Source organism: Alkaliphilus flagellatus (assembly GCF_018919215.1).
Lineage (GTDB): Bacteria > Bacillota > Clostridia > Peptostreptococcales > Natronincolaceae > Alkaliphilus_B > Alkaliphilus_B flagellatus.
Genome location: NZ_JAHLQK010000004.1, coordinates 45,739 through 67,352, shown reverse-complemented (window position 1 = coordinate 67,352; position 21,614 = coordinate 45,739). Strand labels below are relative to the sequence as shown.

Sequence of the window (21,614 nt, the reverse complement as noted above, 5' to 3'; positions counted from 1 at the left end):
TCTGACGTAACTACTAAAATTTAAAGTACTAACAATGCTCTTTGAAAACTGAACAATACGGTATTTATAAAACTATGAATTTGATATGCTAATATAGAAAACATGGTATAATTTTCTTGTTAGGTAAATCATATTAGTAGAAAAATGAGAAACAAGGATTAGTTATATACCAAGAAGATAAACAGGAATTTGATAGGAGGAAAAATATGAAGTGTCCATGTTGTGATCAGGAAATGGAATCAGGTTATTTACAGACAGGAACAAGAATAGCTTGGACAAAGAAAATACATAAAGTTTCTTTACGTCCAAGAAAAGGTGAAATAATGCTTGAAAATAATGTATTTAAAGGTGTTAATTTTCAGGCATATATTTGTAAGCAGTGTAAAAAAGTGTTACTTGATTATTCTGATAAAGATTATGAGGAAGGTCAAATTTAAATTTATTATCTAGATTATGAGCATAATCTTCAGTGGTTCATATGTCACATTCATTTATAGTAGATGTAATAACTACAAAATCGAATAATTATTTAAAATACCGTATTATTCAAAACTGAATTTTACGGTATTTTTTATGTCGCATTACAAGAATTAACTGCAACTAATGAAGATATTGTGAATTAAATAATGTTATTTGAAAACCGAATAATATGGTATTTAAAAGCTAAGAATTTGCTATAGCAATGTGGAAAATATGGTATAATTTTCTTGCGAGATAAATCAGATTAAGTAGGAAAATTTAAAAATAGGAGGTTATTAATTGCTCAGGAATGGATTTTTTATTAAAATATCTATACTTATATTAACAATAATCTTATTCATTACTATGATATCAAATTTTATTGTTTTCTATCAGAGATACAGTGATAGTCAAAATTTAGCATTAATATTATTTGTAGGTATATTAGGAACTCTTTTAGGATTGATTGTAAGAATTGGACTAACATTAATGTTTTGGTATATATATGAGATTAAGTATCCAGATGAGAAGTATAACCAAAGAATCGGGAAAAAAATAGTAGCTTCTTTTTTATTTTTAAGTATTACGTCAGCAGTGTTTTGGAGCGCTGGAATGCCATTAATATTCATTATTTGTACTCTAGTAATGATAATAAGGGAACAAAAAAGGTGCTATGTAGCGTAGAAAAAAGAGATAAGAATATTATACGTCGTTTAATATAATGTTTATAGAAAAAATGAAATATTTTAAGAGGTGAAAATATTGCTTAAAATCAAATTAGAAGATTTTATAAAGATATTAAGTAGTGATGTTTTAAAAAGTAATTCTTGTATTGAAATGAACTTTTGCATTGATAATGCTGTAGAGTATGAAGATTGCTGGATGGGCAAAATGCTGGATAATGATAATATTAATAAAGAAATATATTGGTATGGGTTGGTTGAAGATGGCTCACAATCGTATAATTATGCTTGCTTAGAAGAGATTTTAAATGCAAAAGTATTTAATAATAAGAGCATATGTGATATTTGGGAAAGAGTTACATGGTACTCATTAGATGGATGTAGTATAGAAGAAATGCTACCATATTACATTGATGATGATTTGGAAAGACCAATAGTGTCTGCACCTAAAAGTATTAAGTAGAAACAATAGGTATAATGAAAATTGAGTTAGTTAATTGGTTTTCTTATTATAATTTAATCATTTCGCTGTTATTATATTTAATAGTGAATTTAAAAGGAAAATTAGGTTAAAATAGGACTTTTAAATTTGAGTATTTAGAGAAATTATTTATAGATTTTTATTATTCTTCATATGGCTTTTGAATATATTATCGATTACAAAGGGGATTTATTATGAGATCAAATAAAAAGGTAACTGGAGCTGATCTGTTCGCAGGAATTATTGTAGTAGCTTTATTAATTAAATTTTTTCCACCAATTTTCATGAAGATTGTTGGTAATCTAGCTAATAACATAAAATTTTAAAAATAGTATACTCTAAGAGATTAACCAAGCAGAGGTCACCAGCAATGGTGGCTTTTTTATTGGGGAAATATATATAAGTTAGAATGGCAATTAAAAATATGGATGACAAACAAGTAATTAAGCGAACAAATTCTAAAGTCAATTGAATTGACTTTGGAAAATTGCATAATACAGGGAGTGAATTTTCTCACAGAAAGCGGAGTATACAAACTCGTTTTCAAAAGTAGAAAACTAAAAGCAGAAAAATTTGCAGATTGGGTAACCGATGAAGTATTATCAGTCATAAGAAAAAAATAAAAATATGTTGCAGTACGAACTTCGCAAGTAGAACCTAAAACAACAATAAGTACTAAGTATCTATATAAAAGATTGATTAAAAGTGTTGATTAGCATTTTTTTTATACATGTTTTGAAATAAATAATACTGAATTTTATAAAAACATCATTGACAATGTAATGTATTGTAATGTATATTAATCTATAAGGAGGTGGCTTATTGGCAGACTGGATAACAGAATCAGAATTATGTGAGTGGTTGCAAATAACTCCAGTTACAGCTTGGAGATGGAGAAAGGAAGGTATGCCTTACATAGGAAGTAGAAAAAGCATAAGATATAACAAAGAAGAAATTGAAAAATGGCTAAAAGAAAAGACAAAAAAATAAACAAGTCCGTTGGAAGTTTGGCGACTCTACGGACTTATTTATAACAACCCTATTGAAAGAGTTATATATGACACAACATATATGTTGTGTATTTGTATATTATTGTAATACATATAAGTGCAAAATGCAATATATTTGGAATGCTATGTAATACGCATGTATTACAATATACAATAAATAACTTCTTTCAAAATAAATTAAAATTTGAAAGGAGATGCTTATTATGAACAATTTAAGACTTAAAGGAAAAGTTAATTTAGATAATATGGAATTTTATCATATAGAAGGTGGATTTGGAAAAGATAAAAAAGCTATGTTAGTTAGAGATATAGCAGCTATACATGGTAAAGAATTGTTTAAAGTAAATGAGTTAATAAATAATAATAGGAAAAGATTTAAGGATAATATAGATATTATTGATTTAAAAGGGAGTAATTTTGATATCCTTTTAAAGGATAACGGAGTTTACACTCAAAACGCAGTAAATAGAAGCAAAAATATCTATTTACTATCTGAAAGAGGATATTCAAAACTCCTAAAAATATTAGAAGATGATTTTGCATGGGAACAATATGAAAAATTAGTAGATGGATATTTTAATATGAGAGAGCTAGTTGCGAAGGAACAAATTTTCCAAGTAGTACCTAAAGACTATAAACTAGAATTACATAAAGAGAAATTAGAAAAAGCAGTTATTACATCAAACTATTTAATAGAATACATTAAATCTACAGATGGATATATGCCAAGTAATTTACTAGATAGTTTTACAACAGCAATACAAGCTGTAAATATAGATATTATTAATTCTTTAAAGAAAATGAATAAGTTTAACAAACCAGAAAGTCACTAGCAATAGTGACTTTTTGTGTTATAAACATACTTTATTAGGAGGTGAAAATTATGTCTGAAAAGGGCTATTGAAACAAAAAAAATTGACTTTTAAAGAAAAATATTTAGCTGAAAATTCTAAAAAGTTTACTCGAAAGCCGTTGTAATCCTTGAAATTTAGCCATCTTTATGATATAATATTTAATATAAAACTAATTTTAAAAAGGAATTTTATGCTAAAGTTTATACCTCAAAATACTTCAAGGGACAAAATGTCTATCCAAAGAAAGAAAGGAGTTTTAAAATGAAAAGAAAAAGTATAGCTATATTTACTGTGTTATTTATGTTTTTTTCAATATCCAATACAGTATTTGCGTCAGATATTAAAGACATAGATAACCACTGGGCGAAGGATAATATTACATATCTTATTGATAAAGATATAATAGGAGGCTATCCTGATGGTAATTTTAGACCTGATGCTACAATTACTAGGGCAGAGTTTACAAAGATTTTAATTAATGCCTTACATGATGATCCAGGTATTGCTCCTTATGCACATTGGGCAGGGCTATATGTAGAGAGAGCCATTGAAGAAGGCTATGTCATAAGAACTGAATATGGTGGAGGTTATGACCTTAACATCACGCGAGGTGAAATGGCTAGAATAATTTCAAGAGCTTTGGAAGAAGAGCCAGTAAGTATTGAAGAATTGAAAAATCAAATTACAGATTTTAGCCAAATACCAACGAGTTATCAGGAACATGTTGCAAAGGTATATGCAGCAGGAATTATAACAGGCTACACAGACGGAACATTTAAGTATGAAAATACAGCTACAAGAGCAGAAGCAAGTACAATGCTTCTAAGGTTTCTTGATTTATCTAAAAGACAGATTCCTGAAGTGAAAGAAATTGTTGAAGAAGAGCCAGTAAAAGAAGAAGAAAAGAACTATAAGGATATGACAGAGCTTCCAAGTAAATCATTTGATAGTTTAAACTTAGGAGGAAGTGTTAAAACAGAGGGTATTCCAACAGACGGTAATTCTAAAATAGAAAAAGTTTACTATGGAACTGTAAAAGATTTTCCAATTCGAGTTGGAAACTTTATTATTACAGGAATAAAAAAAGATACAAAACCAGATATATATAATTTCTATAATGTATATTTACAAGGTTATGCACTGACTGATGATAGCTTATCAAGCTTAAGAACTGGTTATATAGATAATCAAAATCAATATAGATATAGAGGTTTAATGGGTTTTGACCAAAAAATGCATGATTATATGGTTAAAATATATCCCGATATAGTAGGATTAGGTTCAATGGCTGTTAAAGCATATACTCCATTTACTACAAAATTTGAAATAGAAAGTTCGTATGACTGGGAGTTTGATAAAAACAACTATAGTTTTAAATTAAACCAAGCAGAGCAGATCATAATTCAAGACAAAAGAAACCAGGATAAAGGAATTGTATTTATTAAAAACCCGTTTAAATAAGAAGTAAATTATAGAGGACTATACAAAGGTATGGTCCTTTTACTATTTATACACTTAGGAAGGAAGGAGATTTTATGAATCAAGTTAAAAGAAGTAAGTATATAGCTTTAATTCTAGCTTTTTTAACTATCTTTAATATATTAATACCTATTAACAAGGAAGAATTATATGTACAGGCAAATGCAGGAGAACTCAACATATTATTTCTTGCATATTTTGAATTTTGGCAAGATCCTAGTACAGGGAAATGGCTATTTGATGATGAGTCAAATAAAAGAAAGGAATTTGAAGGGCCTAGTAGTACGGTATATAGCTATGATTTTCCTTCTGTTTCGGTACCTAATTACAAAATTAAGGCTATACAACCCTTTAATAGAGATTCTGATAGTTATCATAATTTGCAAAGATACACATCTATATCAGATTCAGAAATAATCGATTACATGGTAAATAAGTATCACTTAAATAATACTATGCAGCATATTGGAAAAACAGGAAGAGTTACAATTAATTCTACTTTTGATTCATTATCCTTAAACGGAAGTAAAAAAGATCAAGTAAATGGTATAAATGTATATCGGAACTATGTGCCTGTCGTAGTAACACTCGAACTTGATTCTAATCTAGATACAGTAATAGCAAAGTATCAAGATGAAAGTGGAAAAACAATAAAGTCGGATGATAAATACAGTCCAGCTACTCAAGGGACTTTTACTGTAAATGCAGCTAATATTACAGGCTACGACCTTATTTCTCCTTCAGATGGTAGATACACTTTAGATATAAGTGATAAAGGAGAAGAGATTGTAGTTATATTTATTTACAAACTACAATCAGGAGTTGAACCACCAGTTGATCCAGGCCCAGTCGATCCAGTAGAACCACCACCAAAGCCCGACGTAGATAAACCCGACGTCGACATATGGATTGTACCGAGAGATGATGATCCAACTACACCTTCAAATCAAATTTATGAAGGTGAAAGTATAAGAATTAAAGGTTTTGCTAGTGGAGGTAGTAATATTCGATGGAGATTCTTCGCAAAAAATGCGAATCAATCGGGTGATGGGTTTATAGATGGATTATTTCCTACGGATGACCCAGACAGTGGAGCATATGCAGTACAAAGAGCAAGATATACGGATTTTGCATGGAATCCTGAAACATTATCCTATGAGGAAACTAACGCTACAGCAGAAGAAAGTGTAAGCTTTAAGGTTAAAGAGATTAAACCACCAGTAATAGAAATTGAAGGACTCACTGATTCTAATATAAACATAGTACATCTAAAAGAGCCAACAGAAATAAAGACAACTGTATATGATATAAATGAACCTTCTGAGCAGCATCCAGAAGGTTTTGATGTTATAGGGGAAAGTTGGAGCTTTATTAAAAAATCTACAGGGGAGGTTGTTCTTTCAGGAACTGGCGTACTTAATGAAGATGAATTTATCTTCAGGAAGGGCATATTTGAAACTGAGGAATATTACACATTAAGAACTACAGCCTATAATGCCTTTAGACCAATCAGAAGGACAGAAAAGGATATAGAAATATATGTAGAAAATCTACCACCACTCGTTGAATTAAAAGTAGTAAGTGAAGATGGAGAAGCTCCTACCTTTGCTAGAGAAGAATTTGACGTGGTTGTAGATGCTGTCGATGGTGATGGATTTATTGCTAAAGTAGATTTTGAGATTTTAGACAATTACCCTGAACTTAGCTACTTAGGAAGAAAAACCATAATTCCTTTGGGCAATGAAATGTACAGAGCTAATTATCGGTATGTAAGTGATATAGCTAACGTTGTTACCTTTAGAGTTACAGCTACGGATGATAGAGGACTTAATACTACCCTGGATATAAAAGAGAACATAGTAAGACCGACTCTTTATGCAGATATTGAAGTGGAAAATGAACATGATATACAAAAGAAAGTATACCGATATATAGGGCTTGATTTTACAGGGAGCTATAGCAATGCACCTTTCCCTATAGACCACAAAAAAAGTAAGATTAAGTATAGGTTTAATGATGGAGAATGGGAAAATATAGACAATATAGGAGGTTACAATGACGATAATATAAGAATCCATTATCCTAACTATCCTGTTAAAGATAAGTTAGAAATGTACGCTAAGAAGGAAGGTAAAGTTGAATTTTCATTACAAGTGTTTGATACAAAGGATTTTGACAGTGATGAAATATATAAAACTTTACTTATTGATCCTGATGAAGCACCTGTTGTTAATTATGAAATTGAAAGTATGCAACACAGAATAACGGAAAATGATGTAAAAGATTATAAAGATAGGTCTAAGGCTATAACTGAGGAGAACATTGGTAAGGGCTATATAAAAGTAATAGATAAGTCCAAGTCTAATGATGGAGATAAACTAAGAGGGAAGGTTTTCTATCTTGTATATGATGTACAGAATGATGGAATTGATAACGATTTAGAACATATGGTTGTTATTACGGAAGATCCAATAAACGGTTATGATTCTGATACTGAAATTGTACTTAATGTAGAAGAAACCAACATTGTAAAGGTTAAAGATTTGAACAATGCAATAATCACATTTTTAACCCAAAAAGATGGTCTAGGTGATTACTATATTAAGGCAAAAGTACAAGAAGAAATTACACAACTTCCTTCGGAAAATTCACCTTTGTATAACGAAATACTACAGCATGAGCTTACAACTATTAGTGAGTATTCAAATGTTTTCATAGATAATCTGCTTCCAACTATAACCTTTGAAATTGGAATAGATAGAGAAATCAACGTTATAGTACACTACGACGATTACATTCCTTCTGAAATGCAAGAAAAGATAAATGAATTAGTAGCAAATCTTGAAAGTAGAGGGCTGAAAGTGAGGTTAACTAAATATGAAAACAAATATTAATAAGAAAATAGGTGTAAAGCTATTAGTAATGTTATTAATATTTCAAGCTGTATTTACAGTTAGCATAAATACAGCCCATGCTAAATCATATTATGGTTTTAGTTTTAGTTACAGAACAGGAAAAGGATATATGCTAGACGGAATAGAAGAAAAATATAATATGAGTCAAGACAGTTTTTATTTTGAATTTAGAATAACTAATGGTGATGATGCACCTTATGGCAAGTACAAGATAACTTCCGTTGAAATATCTATGGATTCAGCTATGCCATTACATGACCGTTATCTTAAAACAGATTGGGGTACTTTTCAACTTCGAGATGCAAAAAGGGAATGGAATGGTTGGGAAAGAGATTACAGTGATTCTGTAAGACTGAATAAAATTGTAGAGTTAAAAGATAGACATGATGCAATAACTTTTAGACTTGATAGTGATGAAAGCAAAACCACTGGTGTTACGTCTTTTGGAACATATGTAGATGCCACCATATACTTTGAGCTTATAGAAGAATATAAGCCGAATACTGAGCCTGTAGTATCAATAATACAACCGTCTAATGGACAAAGCTTTTTAAAGTATCAAAAGCCTACAATAAGATATAATGCCTACGATATTGATGGTGATAGAATGACAGGTACTACTTCCGTTTATTCAAATGGTCGTTGGCAAACGATTGATACTAGAGCAGGGATAAGAAATGGTGATACAGTAACAGTAGATATGACGGACTCAGTTTGGAAAAGCCTACAGTCAAATACAGACCTAATATTTGAAGTAGATTTATACGATGGAGAGCTTTCCGACACCAAAAGAATAAGTATAAAGAAACTTAATAACTTGCCTTCTGTAACAATTACAGAACCAACCCAATCTTTAACCCTTAGAACGGATCAGCCACCTACAGTGAAGGCTAGAGTATCGGATGCAGATGGTGATGTTCTAAGTGCTACACTCCAATACCTAGATGGAAGTACCTGGAGAGATGCAGTAACGAATACAAACCTTGCAAGTGGTGAAACAACATCACTTAAAATGATTGATTCAGTATGGAAAAGTCTTAGTTTCAATAAGGAATATCAGCTTAGAGTAAAGGTAAATGACGGAGATTCAGATGGTTATTCAAGCAATGTAGCTAGAGTAACTAAGATAAATACAGCTCCTAATGTAGCTATATTAAAGCCAGTACAAAATGAAAAGATGTTCTGGGGGTACTTGCCTTTTACCTGGCAAATAAACGACATAGATAACGATAATATCAATCTAAAAATATGGACAGATACACCTAACATAGTTAATAATGGAGTCCTATATCATGGATCAATTGGTAAAAGTCCATATACAAACAATTATCTAAGCAGAGCTTATCTGCCCCTTGGAAAACATAAAATATACTTTGAATTTAAGGATGGTTACCACACTATAGAAAGAAATGTAACTATAGATATAGAAGATATAGCTAATATCCATATAAACGACAATGATACCTTCTATATACCTATCTTTAATATGGAAAAGAGTGATATTTACTACAGAAGGATAAACAATGCCTTGGATGCAAAAAAATATATATTTAATGTGCTAGAATTACCTATTAATAAAAACTATGTAAGAAACATTCAAGGCATTGAAAACGTAACAGGGGATAATGATTATACCAACAATGGAAATAGGCTATTTACATTAGACAGCACCTTAGACCCTAAAAAAGTAGCAGATTGGATATACAGCAAAGTAAATTCTACTGATAATCCTTTAATTAAAGTAGTGGAAACAGGCAATAAAATAACACTTAAAAATATAGAATTTGAAGATGAAGAAAAGGACTATACCACTGCAGTACCAGTCCCAAGGGGTAAAGATAGACAATTCAAATTTGAACATTACCCACAGATTTATGAAAATGCTGATAGTGAAATTACTAAAAATGGTGAGTGGTTAAGGGATGATACATTTACTATATTTGACACAAATCCAGTAGTAAGGGATGGAGAAGATATTACTATCACATTAAGTAAATCAGGAAGATATATAGTATCTGCGAAAGAGAAAGATAGTATATTTAATCCTGCTGGTATAGACTTTTCAAAGGAGTCTAAGCCTAAAGATATAGAATTATACGCCCACAGGCGACCTGTAGCTAAAATTTCCTATATAGATAATGGAAATGACACTATAAACCTTGAAAGTAAGTCATATGACCTAGATTTTGAAACAAGAGCCGATAAGGGTATTCAGCAAGAAATATGGCAATACAGGTTTGTTGGATATGATGATACCATAATTCAAGATTGGAAGCCTATTACAAGCTTAAAAGGATTTAGACCAAATATAAACTACAAAACGGATATAAGGTTAACCGTAAAAGATTATGGTGCTAGGTTAGATTTAGCAAATGATGGTGAGTTAACTGCTACAGATATAATAACAATAGATGCAACAGGAAAGCCACCTATAGCTGCATTTGAATATAAGGTAGGTACAACATTAGCTAATTCTATAATGGCAGATGGTGAAGTTTATAAAGGAAATGCAGGAAAAGAAACCTTGCAGCTTGATCCTAGCTATACAATATGGAATGACTTTTTTGGAAAAGCTGCAACTAGACAAATTACCTGGAGTAAAAGTCAGGCTCAATTAAACAATGAAATACCATCTAGTAGCTCTCTAACAACTACGCTAACAGTAAGGAATAAGTATAACCTAACAGATTCTATTACAAAGTTAGTTGATGTAAAAGACATAAAAATAAATGATAATTCAAGCCTTATTAATAACAATAAGAATTTCAATGTAAATGTCAACCTATCATCATCAAAATTTATGAATAAATGGGGAAACTTTAAATTAGTTCTAACATCAAATGACTTAGAAACTACTAGTATCGAACTAGATAATGTATTCTCAAATAGATTTACAAAAAACAACGTTAAGGTGATGGATAGAAATGCAGACAATAAGCTAGACTATACAGTTAGTGTCTATAGTAAAAGAACAGGGGAGCTTATTTCAAGGGAAAATTATTCACTGATATTAAATAGGCCACCTACAGTATCTATAAGTATAAGTCCTAGCAAATTATATGAAGGAGATAGTGCTAAAGTTAGCGTATTAGCAAATGATCCTGATTTAGATAAGTTAAATTTAGAAGTAAGGCATAGGGTAAATAATGGCAAATGGAAAACAATATGGACCAAAAACAATGTAAATTCAGGAACAAAACAGAGCTTTGATATGCATAATCTAGTTGCTGGAAATAATGAGTTAATGGTAATAGCTACAGATCCATATAATGCAACTGGTACTGATAAAGTTAGTTTTCAGGTACTTCCAATAAAGGTATATGGAAACTTGCGGCCTAATCCAGCCATGGCTGGTGATCAAGTTTTGTTTTTTATCACTACAGAAGGTTATGTTGATAAAATAGAGATTGTTGTACCTGATGATATAATCTCTAAAGATAATAGATCAGCTATGGGATATTCTTCAGTGAAGTATCCATTAACATTTAATGTTGATGGTTCTTTAGAGATTAAAGAAGATATATTCAAATACATTGTTTGGGTTAGTACGGATCTAACTTTAGATAAAAATAATAATAGGTTAAGATCACCATATAGGTTCATTGTTAGAGGTTATAAAGGTGATATTATTAGAGAAACTGAACTAGAGTTAGATATAAAAGGAGATGTTAGAGAACTTCTTAAACCAGGAATAAAAAATAAATATAGAAATTAAATTAAGTAGATTTTTTTAATTAAGAGCAAGGAGAAGCTAGAATTTTTAGCTTCTCTTTTCTTTTTCAACAACCATAATTATAAAAAAACAAGGAGGAATTCAGTATGAATAAGGTTATGTTATTAGGAAGGTTAGTTAAGGATGTAGAGTTAAGGTATTCCCAAGGAGATAATCCTATAGCTGTAAGTAAATATACCTTGGCTGTGAATCGTCAATTTAAAAGAGAAGGAGAACCTGATGCAGATTTTATAAACTTAATTGCCTTTGGTAAAGTAGCAGAAGTTGCAGAAAAGTATTTTAAAAAAGGTCAGCAGATAGTTGTAGTTGGTAGATTACAAGTTAGAAATTATGAAAGTGAAGATGGTAGAAAACATTTCTTTACTGAGGTTATAGTAGATGAACAATATTTCGCGGGAAATAAAAAAGATAAGTCTTCTGATAGTGTAAATGAGGTGAAATAGTCAATGATTTTTCCAATTATAATACTTACATTAACTTTAATAGGAGGTGGGATTGCATTTTTTCTAATGAAAAGAGATTCAAAGAAGAAGGAGGAGGAGATCAATAAGAATTTAGAAACAGCTCAAGAATTTATGAATGTCCAAGATATTAAGGGCAATTTTTTATATTCAGAGGATGGATATATCTTTGCTTATATAAAAATTAACCCTATATCTACAGATCTTCTAAGTAGAAGAGAAAAAGAGAGTTTAAGCAAAACTCTAACAGTAGAGCTTTCTACAGAGCAAAAGACTTTTAGGTTTTTAGCTGTATCTAGGCCTGTAGATATTACTCCACTTATTCAGGAGTATTCTAATATAATCCTTAATACAGACAATCTGAAGCAGAAAGAAATATTAAGGCATGAGATGCTAGTTATGAGTAATTATGCTATGAGTGGAGAAGTAGTAGAAAGGCAATTTTATATAAGGCTTTATGAAAAGTTTGAAGAAGGTATAGAAAGGGATCTTCTTAAAAGGATTAATGAATTGGCTTCAAAATTTGAAGGTAGAAATATAGGATGCGAAATTTTAAAAGAGCAAGGGATAATAAGACTATGTAATTTAATAAATAATCCTGCATATTCCCATATAGAAGATACAGATTTTGAAGCTGCTATACCTTTTATTGCTAGATTGGAGGAGGGAGCTTAATGGCAAAGAAAAAACAAGTATCAAAAGTAAATAACTCACTATTAAATATAATTACTCCTGTAGGACTTAAGTTTAGAAAAAATACTTTTGACATAGGAGAGAGTACCTCAAGAGCTTATGGCTTTATAAAATATCCTCAAAGTCCGGATTATGGTTGGTTATCTCAGATTACAAACATACCAAGTACAATTGTATCAATAGATTTCTCACCTATTGACAATAGTACTTTTGTAAACTCTCTTTCTAATTTAATAAAGCAGCAAAGGGGAGTAGCTGACAGTACAAGAGATCCACTTACTGCATCAAGAGCTGAAAAAATAGCACTTGATGCTGAAAAAACTATGGTAGATATAGATGGAGATAAAGAGATAGTAGGTCTTTTGAGTACAGTTATAGTACCGATTTCAAGAGATGAACAGGTTTTAGATAAAATTTGTAGGAAAGTAGAGAGTAGTGTTTCTGTCCTTAGATGTAAATTAAGGACACTTTCAAACTTACAAAAGGAAGGATTTATGCAAATATCTCCTTTTTATATTGAAAATGAAGATGTTAGCAATATTATTCAAAGAGTAGTACCTTTAAGCACGTTTATAGGAGGATTTCCATTTGCTTCAAGTGGCTATAATGATGGCACAGGCTATTATTACGCAAAGGATAGTGGAGGTGGATTAGTTATTATTGACCCTTGGAAACGTGAAGGGGATAGGACGAATAGCTTCTTTGTAATAATGGGTGTACCAGGAGTGGGAAAATCTACAGTAGTAAAACATATAGCCTTATCTGAATATATGAAGGGTACAAAGATTATATTTATTGATCCTCATAGAGAGTATAAAGAGCTTTGTAGGAATCTTAATGGGGATTGGATAAATGCAGGTGGAGGATCTAAAGGTAAAATAAATCCGCTACAAATAAGGGTTATTCCTAGAGATGATGAGGAGGAAGGTGATGGTGAAAAACTATATGTAAATGAAGGATATGGTATGGGAGATATGGCTTTATATATTAAAAACCTAGAAATATTTTTTAAACTGTATATTCCTTCTCTTACAGATAGGTTTATAGCAATATTAAAAAGTGAGCTTATAGAGCTTTACAATAAATTCAATATATTTTGGGATACAGATATATCAAAACTATCCAATACGGATTTTCCTATAATGCTAGATTTATATAATCAAATTCTAAAAAAGTCTAAGGATAAGGAGCTATCTTATCAAAAAGATTATGAGGATCTAGCATTACTGTTAAAAGATATTGCTTTAGGTAGCGACTCTTTTCTTTGGAATGGTCACACTACTATAGAAGCAAGTTCTAGATGTATATGTATTGATACTAAGGATTTACAAAACACTTCTGAAAATATTTTAAGTACACAATATTTTAATCTTCTTCAATGGGCATGGGAAGAAATAATAAAGGATCCTAATGAACCAGTTATGTTATTTTGTGATGAAGCCTATTTAATGATAGATCCTAGGGTGCCTCAAAGTCTTATTTTTCTTAGAAATCTTATTAAAGGAGCTAGAAAATATGAAGGAGGCGGTGCAATAATCTCTCACATTGTGGGAGATTTTTTAGATCCTAAAATTAAAATGTATGGGCAGGCTATTTTAGATTTACCTGCTTTTAAGGTTTTAATGGGGACTGATGGTAAAAACTTAGAGGAAACGAAGAATCTGTACAGTTTAACCGAGGCTGAAGAGGAGTTATTAGCTTCTAAGCAAAGAGGTAAGGCTTTGTTCATGGCTGGATCAAAGAGATTTAAAGTAAACTTTGAAATTCCTGAATACAAGTTTAGGTATATGGGTAGTTCTGGAGGAAGATAAAATCTGATAAAAAAGAAAGGAATGATATATGTGGAAAAAGCAAATAAGAAGCTAGGTATAGTAAGTATCATAAAGAGAATTATGCTATATGTTGATAATAAATATGATAGGCTGCAGAAAGAAGAAATTATTTTAGGATTAGATAAAGGCTTAGATACTTACTTCTATAAGAATCGTAATTTTGATTGGAAACAGATGAGGGAGATTAGATTAGGTTTAGAAAAAGGTTTAGATGTTTCTGTGTATGCTAAGGAAGAATTTAATGTTGAACAGATGGAAGAGATCAGGTTAGGGCAGGAAAAGAACTTAGATGTATCTTTTTATAGTAAGCCTGAATTTGATTGGAGGCAAATGAGAGAGATAAAGCTGGGTTTAGATAGAGGATTAGATGTAAGTACATTTACAAAACCTGATTTAAATATCGAGCAGATGGAAGAGGTTAGACTAGGTCTTGAAAAAGGAATTGATGTGTCCTTTTATAACAAGTCTGAATTTGATTGGAAACAGATGAGAGAAATAAGGATAGGTTTAGAAAGAGGCTTAGATGTTTCTACCTATGCAAAAGATAATCTAAGTGTTGAGCAGATGGAAAAAATGAGAGTAAAACAGGAAAAGCAAAATCCTATAGTTAATCAACTTAATGTAAATAAGAGAGATGAAAGTAAGAAAGAGCTAGAAAACAAACAGGCATCTAGAGCTGAAGAGAAATCGAAATCAAAATCAAATGAAGAACCTAGACTAGAGAAAAAATCTAAATCTAAACAAGAATCTAAGTCAGATCAGGAGGACGTGGATGAAAAGAAGAGAGGGGATATTGAAAATAAAAATGAGGAGGAGGATTTTAGTTTCTCTAGATATGATGCTAATGTAATTCTTCCTATAGTTAAAAGAAGTCCTTCAAAGGAACAGATTGAAAAACTTCTTAAGCAGCGTTATAAAAATGAAAAGGAAGCTGTTAAGCAATCAAATATTTTTCAAGGCAGAATAAGAAAGTTAATTAATAGAGGATATATGGAAGAGCGAAATGGAAAGTATAGCATTACTGTTAAAGGTGCAAAAGCAGCTAAAGAAATTGATAAGAAGTTTGAATTTACTCCTTATGATGCGAATGTAGTATTTGGCCATATTGAAGCCGCCAATGGACTTTTAACTCTAGGTAATCTTTATAGCCAATTAGAAGAAGAGTATAGTAAGCCAGAGGATGTTGAAAAACAGTTTGTTTATCTAAAAAATCGTTTAGAAAATAACTTTAAATGTGGATATGTACTTAAAAATGATAAAGGTGCTTATTCTATTTCTGAAATAGGTGAAATGAAGGCTGAAGAGGTTACCGAAAGAGCCGAAGAATTTGCTGCAAGCATAGATGAAAGTATAGAAGAATTAGAGTTTTAATAAATGGAGGGATGATTAATATGGATTGGAAAAAGATTGTTTTTATATGGATTTACTTTTTTCTTGGAGCTGGTGGAGCATTATTCCTAATAAAATTAACAGAAAACTATATAGGTAAGATTTTTCATATTCTTGAAAGAACCATCAAGGTAGAAAGTAGTGTTCTGAGAAATATTTATGATGAAAATAAAGCTTTGGAGGAAGAGATCGATAAGCTGGAAGAGAAAAAGCAAGATTTAGAAAACAAAAATCATGAGTTGGAAGAAATCTTATTTGAGAGAATAAAGCAGGAAGGAGCAATATAGAATATGCAAAAAATACTACAGGAAGTAATTTTATTATTATTTGGATATACATTTATACTACTTTTACTTGGAGGATTTTTTATAGTAAATAATTTTCGCAATTTTTATAAGGAAGAAGATAGTACAGTAATTAGTATTAAAGAGTGGAAGGAAGTACAGGTTAAAAACAATGCTTTAAAAAAGGCTAGAGAAATATTAAAAATAGAAAATTTAAAGCTAGAGAAGTTAAATAATGATATAGCTGATGATTTAAAATATTATAACAGACAATCAAGAGAATCAAATTAATTTTATTATAAAGAAGATTAGAGTGTATTTGCTTTAATCTTCTTTTTCAATATCCATTAAATATATATTTAATATTTATTATTTATTAGGGCTCTTAAAATCGAGGATATATTGATATGTTGAAGGTACTACATATATCTAAAGTGTTTTTAAGGGCCTTAAAATTGATTCTAGAGCCTTGTTTTTTAGCAAGAATTCTTAGAAGAAAAAATATAGTGCATTTTAATATATTTATTTACCTTGACTTAATAGAAAAGCTTAGATGATTTAATATAGGAAAATTAAAGAAAGTAGAGGGATATGTTATGGATAATAAAAATGGAACTATTAAATTTATTGAGATGATTTTATGGTTAATCGCTTTTATATTTGCTCTTGTAATGTTTTTTATTAAAAAATAGGAGGTGTTTTAGTGTTACTTTTTCTAACCAGTAATGAAAATATAGGGATTTTAGATTTTCTACAAGACAAGAAAAATATGATAATTAAAAAACTTTCAGGTGAATTTTATTTAAAAAAATTTATAATTCACGATATGAAAAGTTTAGATCATTACTCCTATGTAGTGGTAGATTTAGATTGTCTAAAGGATAGTGATGACGATGTTATAGAGGCAATGGAAGCTTTTAGGACAATATATAATCCTAGGCTTATCATTATAGCTAAAAATATAGAAAATGCTTTATTAAGCAGAATTGTAAATGAAGCTAAAGTTTATAATGTTATAACTTCAACAGATATAGAGAAGATTCAGGAAGATATTAGAATGTGTTTAGACTATGAAGAAAAATTTAATGAACAAGTTATTAAATATGTTAAGAGACTTAATTTAAAATATTCTTTTACTAATGATAATACTAAAATTTTTGTTGCAGGAGTTAAAAGTAAATTTTCAGCGACTAAAACTGCGATTAATTTAGCTACATTTCTAGCTGATATAGGAGCAAAGGTGTCTTATACAGAAGCAAATGAAAGTGGATATCTTAGTAGGATAGCTTCTTATTATGGTTTTAAGGATTCTTCTTATAAATATGTAGAGTATTACTACAATGGCAATATACCATTAGACTGTAATTTTAACATAATTGACATAGGGTTATTGAAGGAGAAAAAGTTAAAGGCTTTTAATTCTTCTGATGTTGCTGATATTAAAATTCTTTGTGGTGCTGCAAAGCAATCTGAGTTTGAGGATCTAGCAAATATTTTAAGGGGAGCTGGAGAAGATTTGAATGTCATATTAAGCTCTAGTTCTGAAAAAGAGAAAAATAGCATTAGAAAATTATTAAAGAGTCAGAAAAATAAGATATATTTTACTGATGATTCAATAGAGTTGTTTGATATGAAAAATTCTAATATATTTATGCAACTTTTAAATCAATATATAGTCGAAAATAAGTAACTGAAATGAACAACTAAAATAAATAGATAGTAAGTTTAACTAAGAGGTGGTGTTTAATATTAGTGCTACAGCTATTGCAGTAATTAAAAAGATATTAACCCAAGCTGTTTTTGATGAAGAGGTTAGAAATAAAATATTTATAACATTAACAGCTATTCTTTCTATAATTTTAGTATTACTCCTTGCACTTGCTAGTTTTCCTTCTATATTAATAAACATATTATTTAGCAGTCCAACAGAAAATCTAGACTTATCAGAGGATATAGCAAAAGTAGCTGTATATCAAGATACTATATTTATTGTAGATAAGCTTAACCAGGACTGGATAGAAGAAGTTAAAGTAGAGAATAGTGATTGTGATGAGATTATTGTTAATTATAACTATGATTTAACCTGGCAAGCTTTAATTGCTATAGATTCAGTATTATTAAACCAGGATTTTACCAATATGAGTCCTGATAAAGCAAAGGAAATAGCGTTAAAATTTATTGATAAGGATGTTAATATATCGGAAGAAGAATTTGAAGAGGAATATGATGAAGTTGTAACTGATAATAATGGAAGCTCCAAAATAGTCACAAAGACTAGAACAGTAACTCTTAAAATAGCAACTATAACAGTAAATACTAGAAACCTTGAAGATGTCCTTTTTGATGTAGATATAACTACCGAAGAGGACATTTTTATTGCTACTAATATCTTTAATACGATCTCATCTATGGATGTAGAAAATAGCTTAAATATTTATGACAACACAATTATAGATTTTGAAAAGCTGCAAGAATACCCTGAAGGCTATGCTAATATTCCTTATTATAATCAAACTGATAAGAGATGGGGTAATCTTCCTTATGGAAGCAGTACAATATTAAGTGCAGGCTGCGGTCCAACTTCATTGGCAATGGTTGTATCTGGTTTAACAGGAAATAAAGTGACACCAGATATAGTTGCTAATTGGAGCTACATAAATGGACATAGGGCCGAAGGGGCAGGGAGTTATTGGTCTTTAATGACAGCTGGTGGTAAAAACTATGGACTTAATGTTGAGGCTATTAGTAGACAAGATCCTAACTCTATAGTTAAAGCTCTTAGTGATGGATATCCAGTAATAGCGGCCATGGGTAGAGGACATTTTACTAATGGAGGTCACTTTATAGTTTTAAGAGGTGTTACAGAAGATGGAAAGATATTAGTACATGATTCAGCTAGTGTTGAAAGAAGTAATAAGGAGTGGGATATCTCTATTATTATGAATGAAAGTAGTAAAAATGGTGGAGTAAACGGCAGTCCATTTTGGATGTTTAGACCTTAAAATTTGAAGCCTTAAAGCTTAAATATGAAATATCAAAATACAAAACACTCGAAAGGGTGTTTTTTCTTTTTTCTAATTTTTAAAATAATATTTGAAAAGTGGGGGAATAGAAATGAATGAATTAAAACGTAGTGGCAAGAGAACTCGAGAGCAATTAACATTTAGCGATACTTATCTTGTACTTGATAATTTAAGGGAGTATGATTTTGACCTAGTTAGTTTTTATGTAACTTTTAATCAATATATAGATAGAAGAAATTATGAAGGAAAAGCAGAAAATAGTTTAATATTTGCAAACAATGAAGCTCTTTTTAAAGCATTTAATGTCTCTAGAAATAGATTCTATAGATTATTAAAACTAGCTTATGAATGTGGGCTTATTGATATAGATAAAGGTAATCATAATCGAAATATTTATATTCTGAATGATACTGCTCCTTTTGAACCTTTAAAGAAGATCAGAGATTGGGAAGGCAGAAATAATAACGGCAAAGATAAAGACCTGGAAGAAGTAGAGATGACAGCAGAAGACACGGAAGAAATAGAAAAAGCAGAAGATATCGTTGCAGAAGAAATTAATAAAGAGGAAAGTGAAGATAAATTAAAATCAAAAGATTTAGGTGTTAGAAATAATAAATCTAATAATGGAGTATATACTGCAGGGAGTTATCACAGAAAGGGACAACACAAAACAGGACAAGTAGCTGTCCCGAAAAGGGATAACCCGTCATCCCAAAACGGGATAACCATTTATCCCGAATTAGGACAACTAAATCTACCTACAGACAGCATGAATTCTAGTGTTGATAGTATACCTAATAATTCTAATGTTTTTAATAGATCTAAAGATATTAATATATCTAAGTCTATCAGTCTGTCTATAGATAATTATAACGGTGATGATAATTTTGAAATTAATACTATTAATAGACTTAATAATAGAATTGACAGACAGGATAAATCTAAAAAACAATTGGAGAATTTCAACACAATATTAGAGAAATGTGAAGTTAATCTTATTGATGAAGTCTATAGAGATGCAGTTATTCATGCTATAAAATTATTATTTTTAGATATTGAAAATAAAAAAATAGTAAAGATAAGAGACAATATGGTTCCTGCTAATATGATTAAAGAGGATATGGAGAAGCTTAATTTTTTAGTTATAGACCATGCTATAGCTAAATTTAAGAAAGCTAGTAGTGAAAAAGAAATAAGAAATACAGTAGTGTACTTAAAAACTTGTATTTATAATTCGATTCATGAGGTGAGTTTAGATATAGATAATGAGCTTAGACATAATGGGATTATATACTAAGGAGTGATTAGCTATTAGGATCAGATATGATGTTATTTAATACAAAACTTGTACAAATTTTATAATCGAGTATATTCGGCATTTTTATTTTCTAAAATGACATAACTCGACAAAGTATTAGCTAAACATTGTGTATAATATAAATAATTTAATAAATTTGACATATATTTCATGACTAGTGCAGAATATTATCAAAGACCGTTTCTTGAATATAATCAAATATTATGTATAGGCAAACTGGTAGTAGAAATAAAATTTTAGGTAAATAGAAGTTTGATATTATTAGAGATTTAAGGAGGTTTTATTTATGATTTATTATTTGTTAGATGCTTATAAAGCGAAGATTTATGATATGCAAAGAAGAACACTTAGAGACTTGACAAAGAAAGAAATAAATTTATTTATTATCACTATAATTATAGGTATAGCAGCTTTAGGTATAATGTTGATATTTCATGATATCACGATGGTTTATATTGTTACATGGGCAATATTAATATGCATAGGTATAATAGTTTTTAAGAATGTTACAAAAGAAAGTATTGCAAATTATTCAAATAATTTGGTGGAGTATAATAAAAAACTTGATAGTTTAAGAAATACTTTAAAAAATGAGTTTAATTTATATTCAGTAGAAAAAATAGAGATTCTTATTAATGCTTGTAATGAGGAACTTAATAAAAAAGAATTGTCTAATAAATTGTTTGAGCCTTTAGTTAAGGTTTTCACACATGCTATATTACCAGTTATAGCTTTTGTCTTAGGATTAGCTGTAGAGAAAGTTAATTTTATATATGTTATAGAGTATTCTATTCTTATAATCTTTATTATTGTATACTTAACAGGTTTCTACTATATGGTATACCCGCCTTTTGAAACCATAATTAACAAAGAAAGATATATTATAAAGTCTTTAAGGGATGAGTTAAATGACATAATGATGATAGATTTTAATAGATAACTTCTATGTTATAGGTAAGATTTAAATTATTGAAAAATTGACTTATAGAATTTAATTAAG

At 29.9% G+C, this 21,614-nt stretch carries 20 protein-coding genes; all 20 read left to right on the top strand.

The window, feature by feature from the left end; genetic code table 11:
• Nucleotides 1–206 precede the first annotated feature (206 nt).
• The 20 genes from KQI88_RS10460 to KQI88_RS10370 all read left to right on the top strand — a co-directional run bounded on the left by KQI88_RS10460 (nucleotide 207) and on the right by KQI88_RS10370 (nucleotide 21,554).
• Nucleotides 207–437, top strand: coding sequence for a PF20097 family protein (locus tag KQI88_RS10460; protein ID WP_216417106.1), 231 nt, complete (start codon nucleotides 207–209; stop codon nucleotides 435–437).
• 322 nt (nucleotides 438–759) lie between these two features.
• On the top strand, nucleotides 760–1,143 hold the full coding sequence (locus KQI88_RS10455) for a hypothetical protein (RefSeq protein WP_216417104.1): 384 nt from the start codon (nucleotides 760–762) through the stop codon (nucleotides 1,141–1,143).
• Nucleotides 1,144–1,221: 78 nt separating this feature from the next.
• Nucleotides 1,222–1,605 (top strand): hypothetical protein, encoded by a 384-nt coding sequence (locus KQI88_RS10450; RefSeq protein WP_216417103.1) that lies wholly within the window; start codon nucleotides 1,222–1,224, stop codon nucleotides 1,603–1,605.
• A 212-nt stretch (nucleotides 1,606–1,817) separates the two neighbouring features.
• Nucleotides 1,818–1,949, top strand: a complete 132-nt coding sequence (locus tag KQI88_RS18330) for a hypothetical protein (RefSeq protein ID WP_281417561.1) — start codon at nucleotides 1,818–1,820, stop codon at nucleotides 1,947–1,949.
• 177 nt (nucleotides 1,950–2,126) lie between these two features.
• The gene (locus KQI88_RS18580; protein ID WP_334300604.1) at nucleotides 2,127–2,246 is read left to right on the top strand and encodes a BRO-N domain-containing protein; all 120 of its coding nucleotides are present in this window, start codon (nucleotides 2,127–2,129) and stop codon (nucleotides 2,244–2,246) included.
• A 199-nt stretch (nucleotides 2,247–2,445) separates the two neighbouring features.
• The gene (locus KQI88_RS10440) at nucleotides 2,446–2,613 is read left to right on the top strand and encodes a helix-turn-helix domain-containing protein (RefSeq protein ID WP_216417101.1); all 168 of its coding nucleotides are present in this window, start codon (nucleotides 2,446–2,448) and stop codon (nucleotides 2,611–2,613) included.
• A gap of 223 nt (nucleotides 2,614–2,836) precedes the next feature.
• Nucleotides 2,837–3,466, top strand: coding sequence for an ORF6N domain-containing protein (locus KQI88_RS10435; RefSeq protein ID WP_246579250.1), 630 nt, complete (start codon nucleotides 2,837–2,839; stop codon nucleotides 3,464–3,466).
• A gap of 282 nt (nucleotides 3,467–3,748) precedes the next feature.
• Nucleotides 3,749–4,948: an S-layer homology domain-containing protein gene (locus KQI88_RS10430; RefSeq protein WP_216417099.1), complete on the top strand. Its 1,200-nt coding sequence runs from the start codon at nucleotides 3,749–3,751 to the stop codon at nucleotides 4,946–4,948.
• 74 nt (nucleotides 4,949–5,022) lie between these two features.
• Nucleotides 5,023–7,860 carry a MucBP domain-containing protein gene (locus tag KQI88_RS10425; protein WP_216417097.1) on the top strand — a complete coding sequence of 946 codons (2,838 nt, stop codon included), beginning with the start codon at nucleotides 5,023–5,025 and terminating at the stop codon, nucleotides 7,858–7,860.
• Nucleotides 7,844–11,596 carry a hypothetical protein gene (locus KQI88_RS10420; protein WP_216417095.1) on the top strand — a complete coding sequence of 1,251 codons (3,753 nt, stop codon included), beginning with the start codon at nucleotides 7,844–7,846 and terminating at the stop codon, nucleotides 11,594–11,596. The genes KQI88_RS10425 and KQI88_RS10420 overlap by 17 nt, the downstream gene beginning before the upstream one ends.
• A 104-nt stretch (nucleotides 11,597–11,700) precedes the next feature.
• On the top strand, nucleotides 11,701–12,057 hold the full coding sequence (locus tag KQI88_RS10415; protein ID WP_216417093.1) for a single-stranded DNA-binding protein: 357 nt from the start codon (nucleotides 11,701–11,703) through the stop codon (nucleotides 12,055–12,057).
• A gap of 3 nt (nucleotides 12,058–12,060) precedes the next feature.
• Nucleotides 12,061–12,750 (top strand): hypothetical protein, encoded by a 690-nt coding sequence (locus KQI88_RS10410; RefSeq protein ID WP_216417091.1) that lies wholly within the window; start codon nucleotides 12,061–12,063, stop codon nucleotides 12,748–12,750.
• Complete coding sequence (locus tag KQI88_RS10405) at nucleotides 12,750–14,579, top strand: VirB4 family type IV secretion system protein (protein ID WP_216417089.1); 1,830 nt, start codon at nucleotides 12,750–12,752, stop codon at nucleotides 14,577–14,579. The genes KQI88_RS10410 and KQI88_RS10405 overlap by 1 nt, the downstream gene beginning before the upstream one ends.
• Before the next feature lie 30 nt (nucleotides 14,580–14,609).
• On the top strand, nucleotides 14,610–15,971 hold the full coding sequence (locus KQI88_RS10400) for a hypothetical protein (RefSeq protein WP_216417087.1): 1,362 nt from the start codon (nucleotides 14,610–14,612) through the stop codon (nucleotides 15,969–15,971).
• Between the two features lie 20 nt (nucleotides 15,972–15,991).
• Nucleotides 15,992–16,276, top strand: coding sequence for a hypothetical protein (locus tag KQI88_RS10395; RefSeq protein ID WP_216417085.1), 285 nt, complete (start codon nucleotides 15,992–15,994; stop codon nucleotides 16,274–16,276).
• A gap of 3 nt (nucleotides 16,277–16,279) precedes the next feature.
• Nucleotides 16,280–16,564 (top strand): hypothetical protein, encoded by a 285-nt coding sequence (locus KQI88_RS10390; protein ID WP_216417083.1) that lies wholly within the window; start codon nucleotides 16,280–16,282, stop codon nucleotides 16,562–16,564.
• A 412-nt stretch (nucleotides 16,565–16,976) separates the two neighbouring features.
• The gene (locus KQI88_RS10385; protein ID WP_216417081.1) at nucleotides 16,977–17,963 is read left to right on the top strand and encodes a hypothetical protein; all 987 of its coding nucleotides are present in this window, start codon (nucleotides 16,977–16,979) and stop codon (nucleotides 17,961–17,963) included.
• A gap of 49 nt (nucleotides 17,964–18,012) precedes the next feature.
• Nucleotides 18,013–19,275: a C39 family peptidase gene (locus KQI88_RS18475; RefSeq protein ID WP_216417079.1), complete on the top strand. Its 1,263-nt coding sequence runs from the start codon at nucleotides 18,013–18,015 to the stop codon at nucleotides 19,273–19,275.
• A 112-nt stretch (nucleotides 19,276–19,387) separates the two neighbouring features.
• A complete protein-coding gene (locus tag KQI88_RS10375) occupies nucleotides 19,388–20,593 on the top strand; it encodes a hypothetical protein (RefSeq protein ID WP_216417077.1) in 1,206 nt (401 codons plus the stop codon).
• A 307-nt stretch (nucleotides 20,594–20,900) separates the two neighbouring features.
• Nucleotides 20,901–21,554 (top strand): hypothetical protein, encoded by a 654-nt coding sequence (locus tag KQI88_RS10370; protein WP_216417076.1) that lies wholly within the window; start codon nucleotides 20,901–20,903, stop codon nucleotides 21,552–21,554.
• Nucleotides 21,555–21,614: the final 60 nt, after the last annotated feature.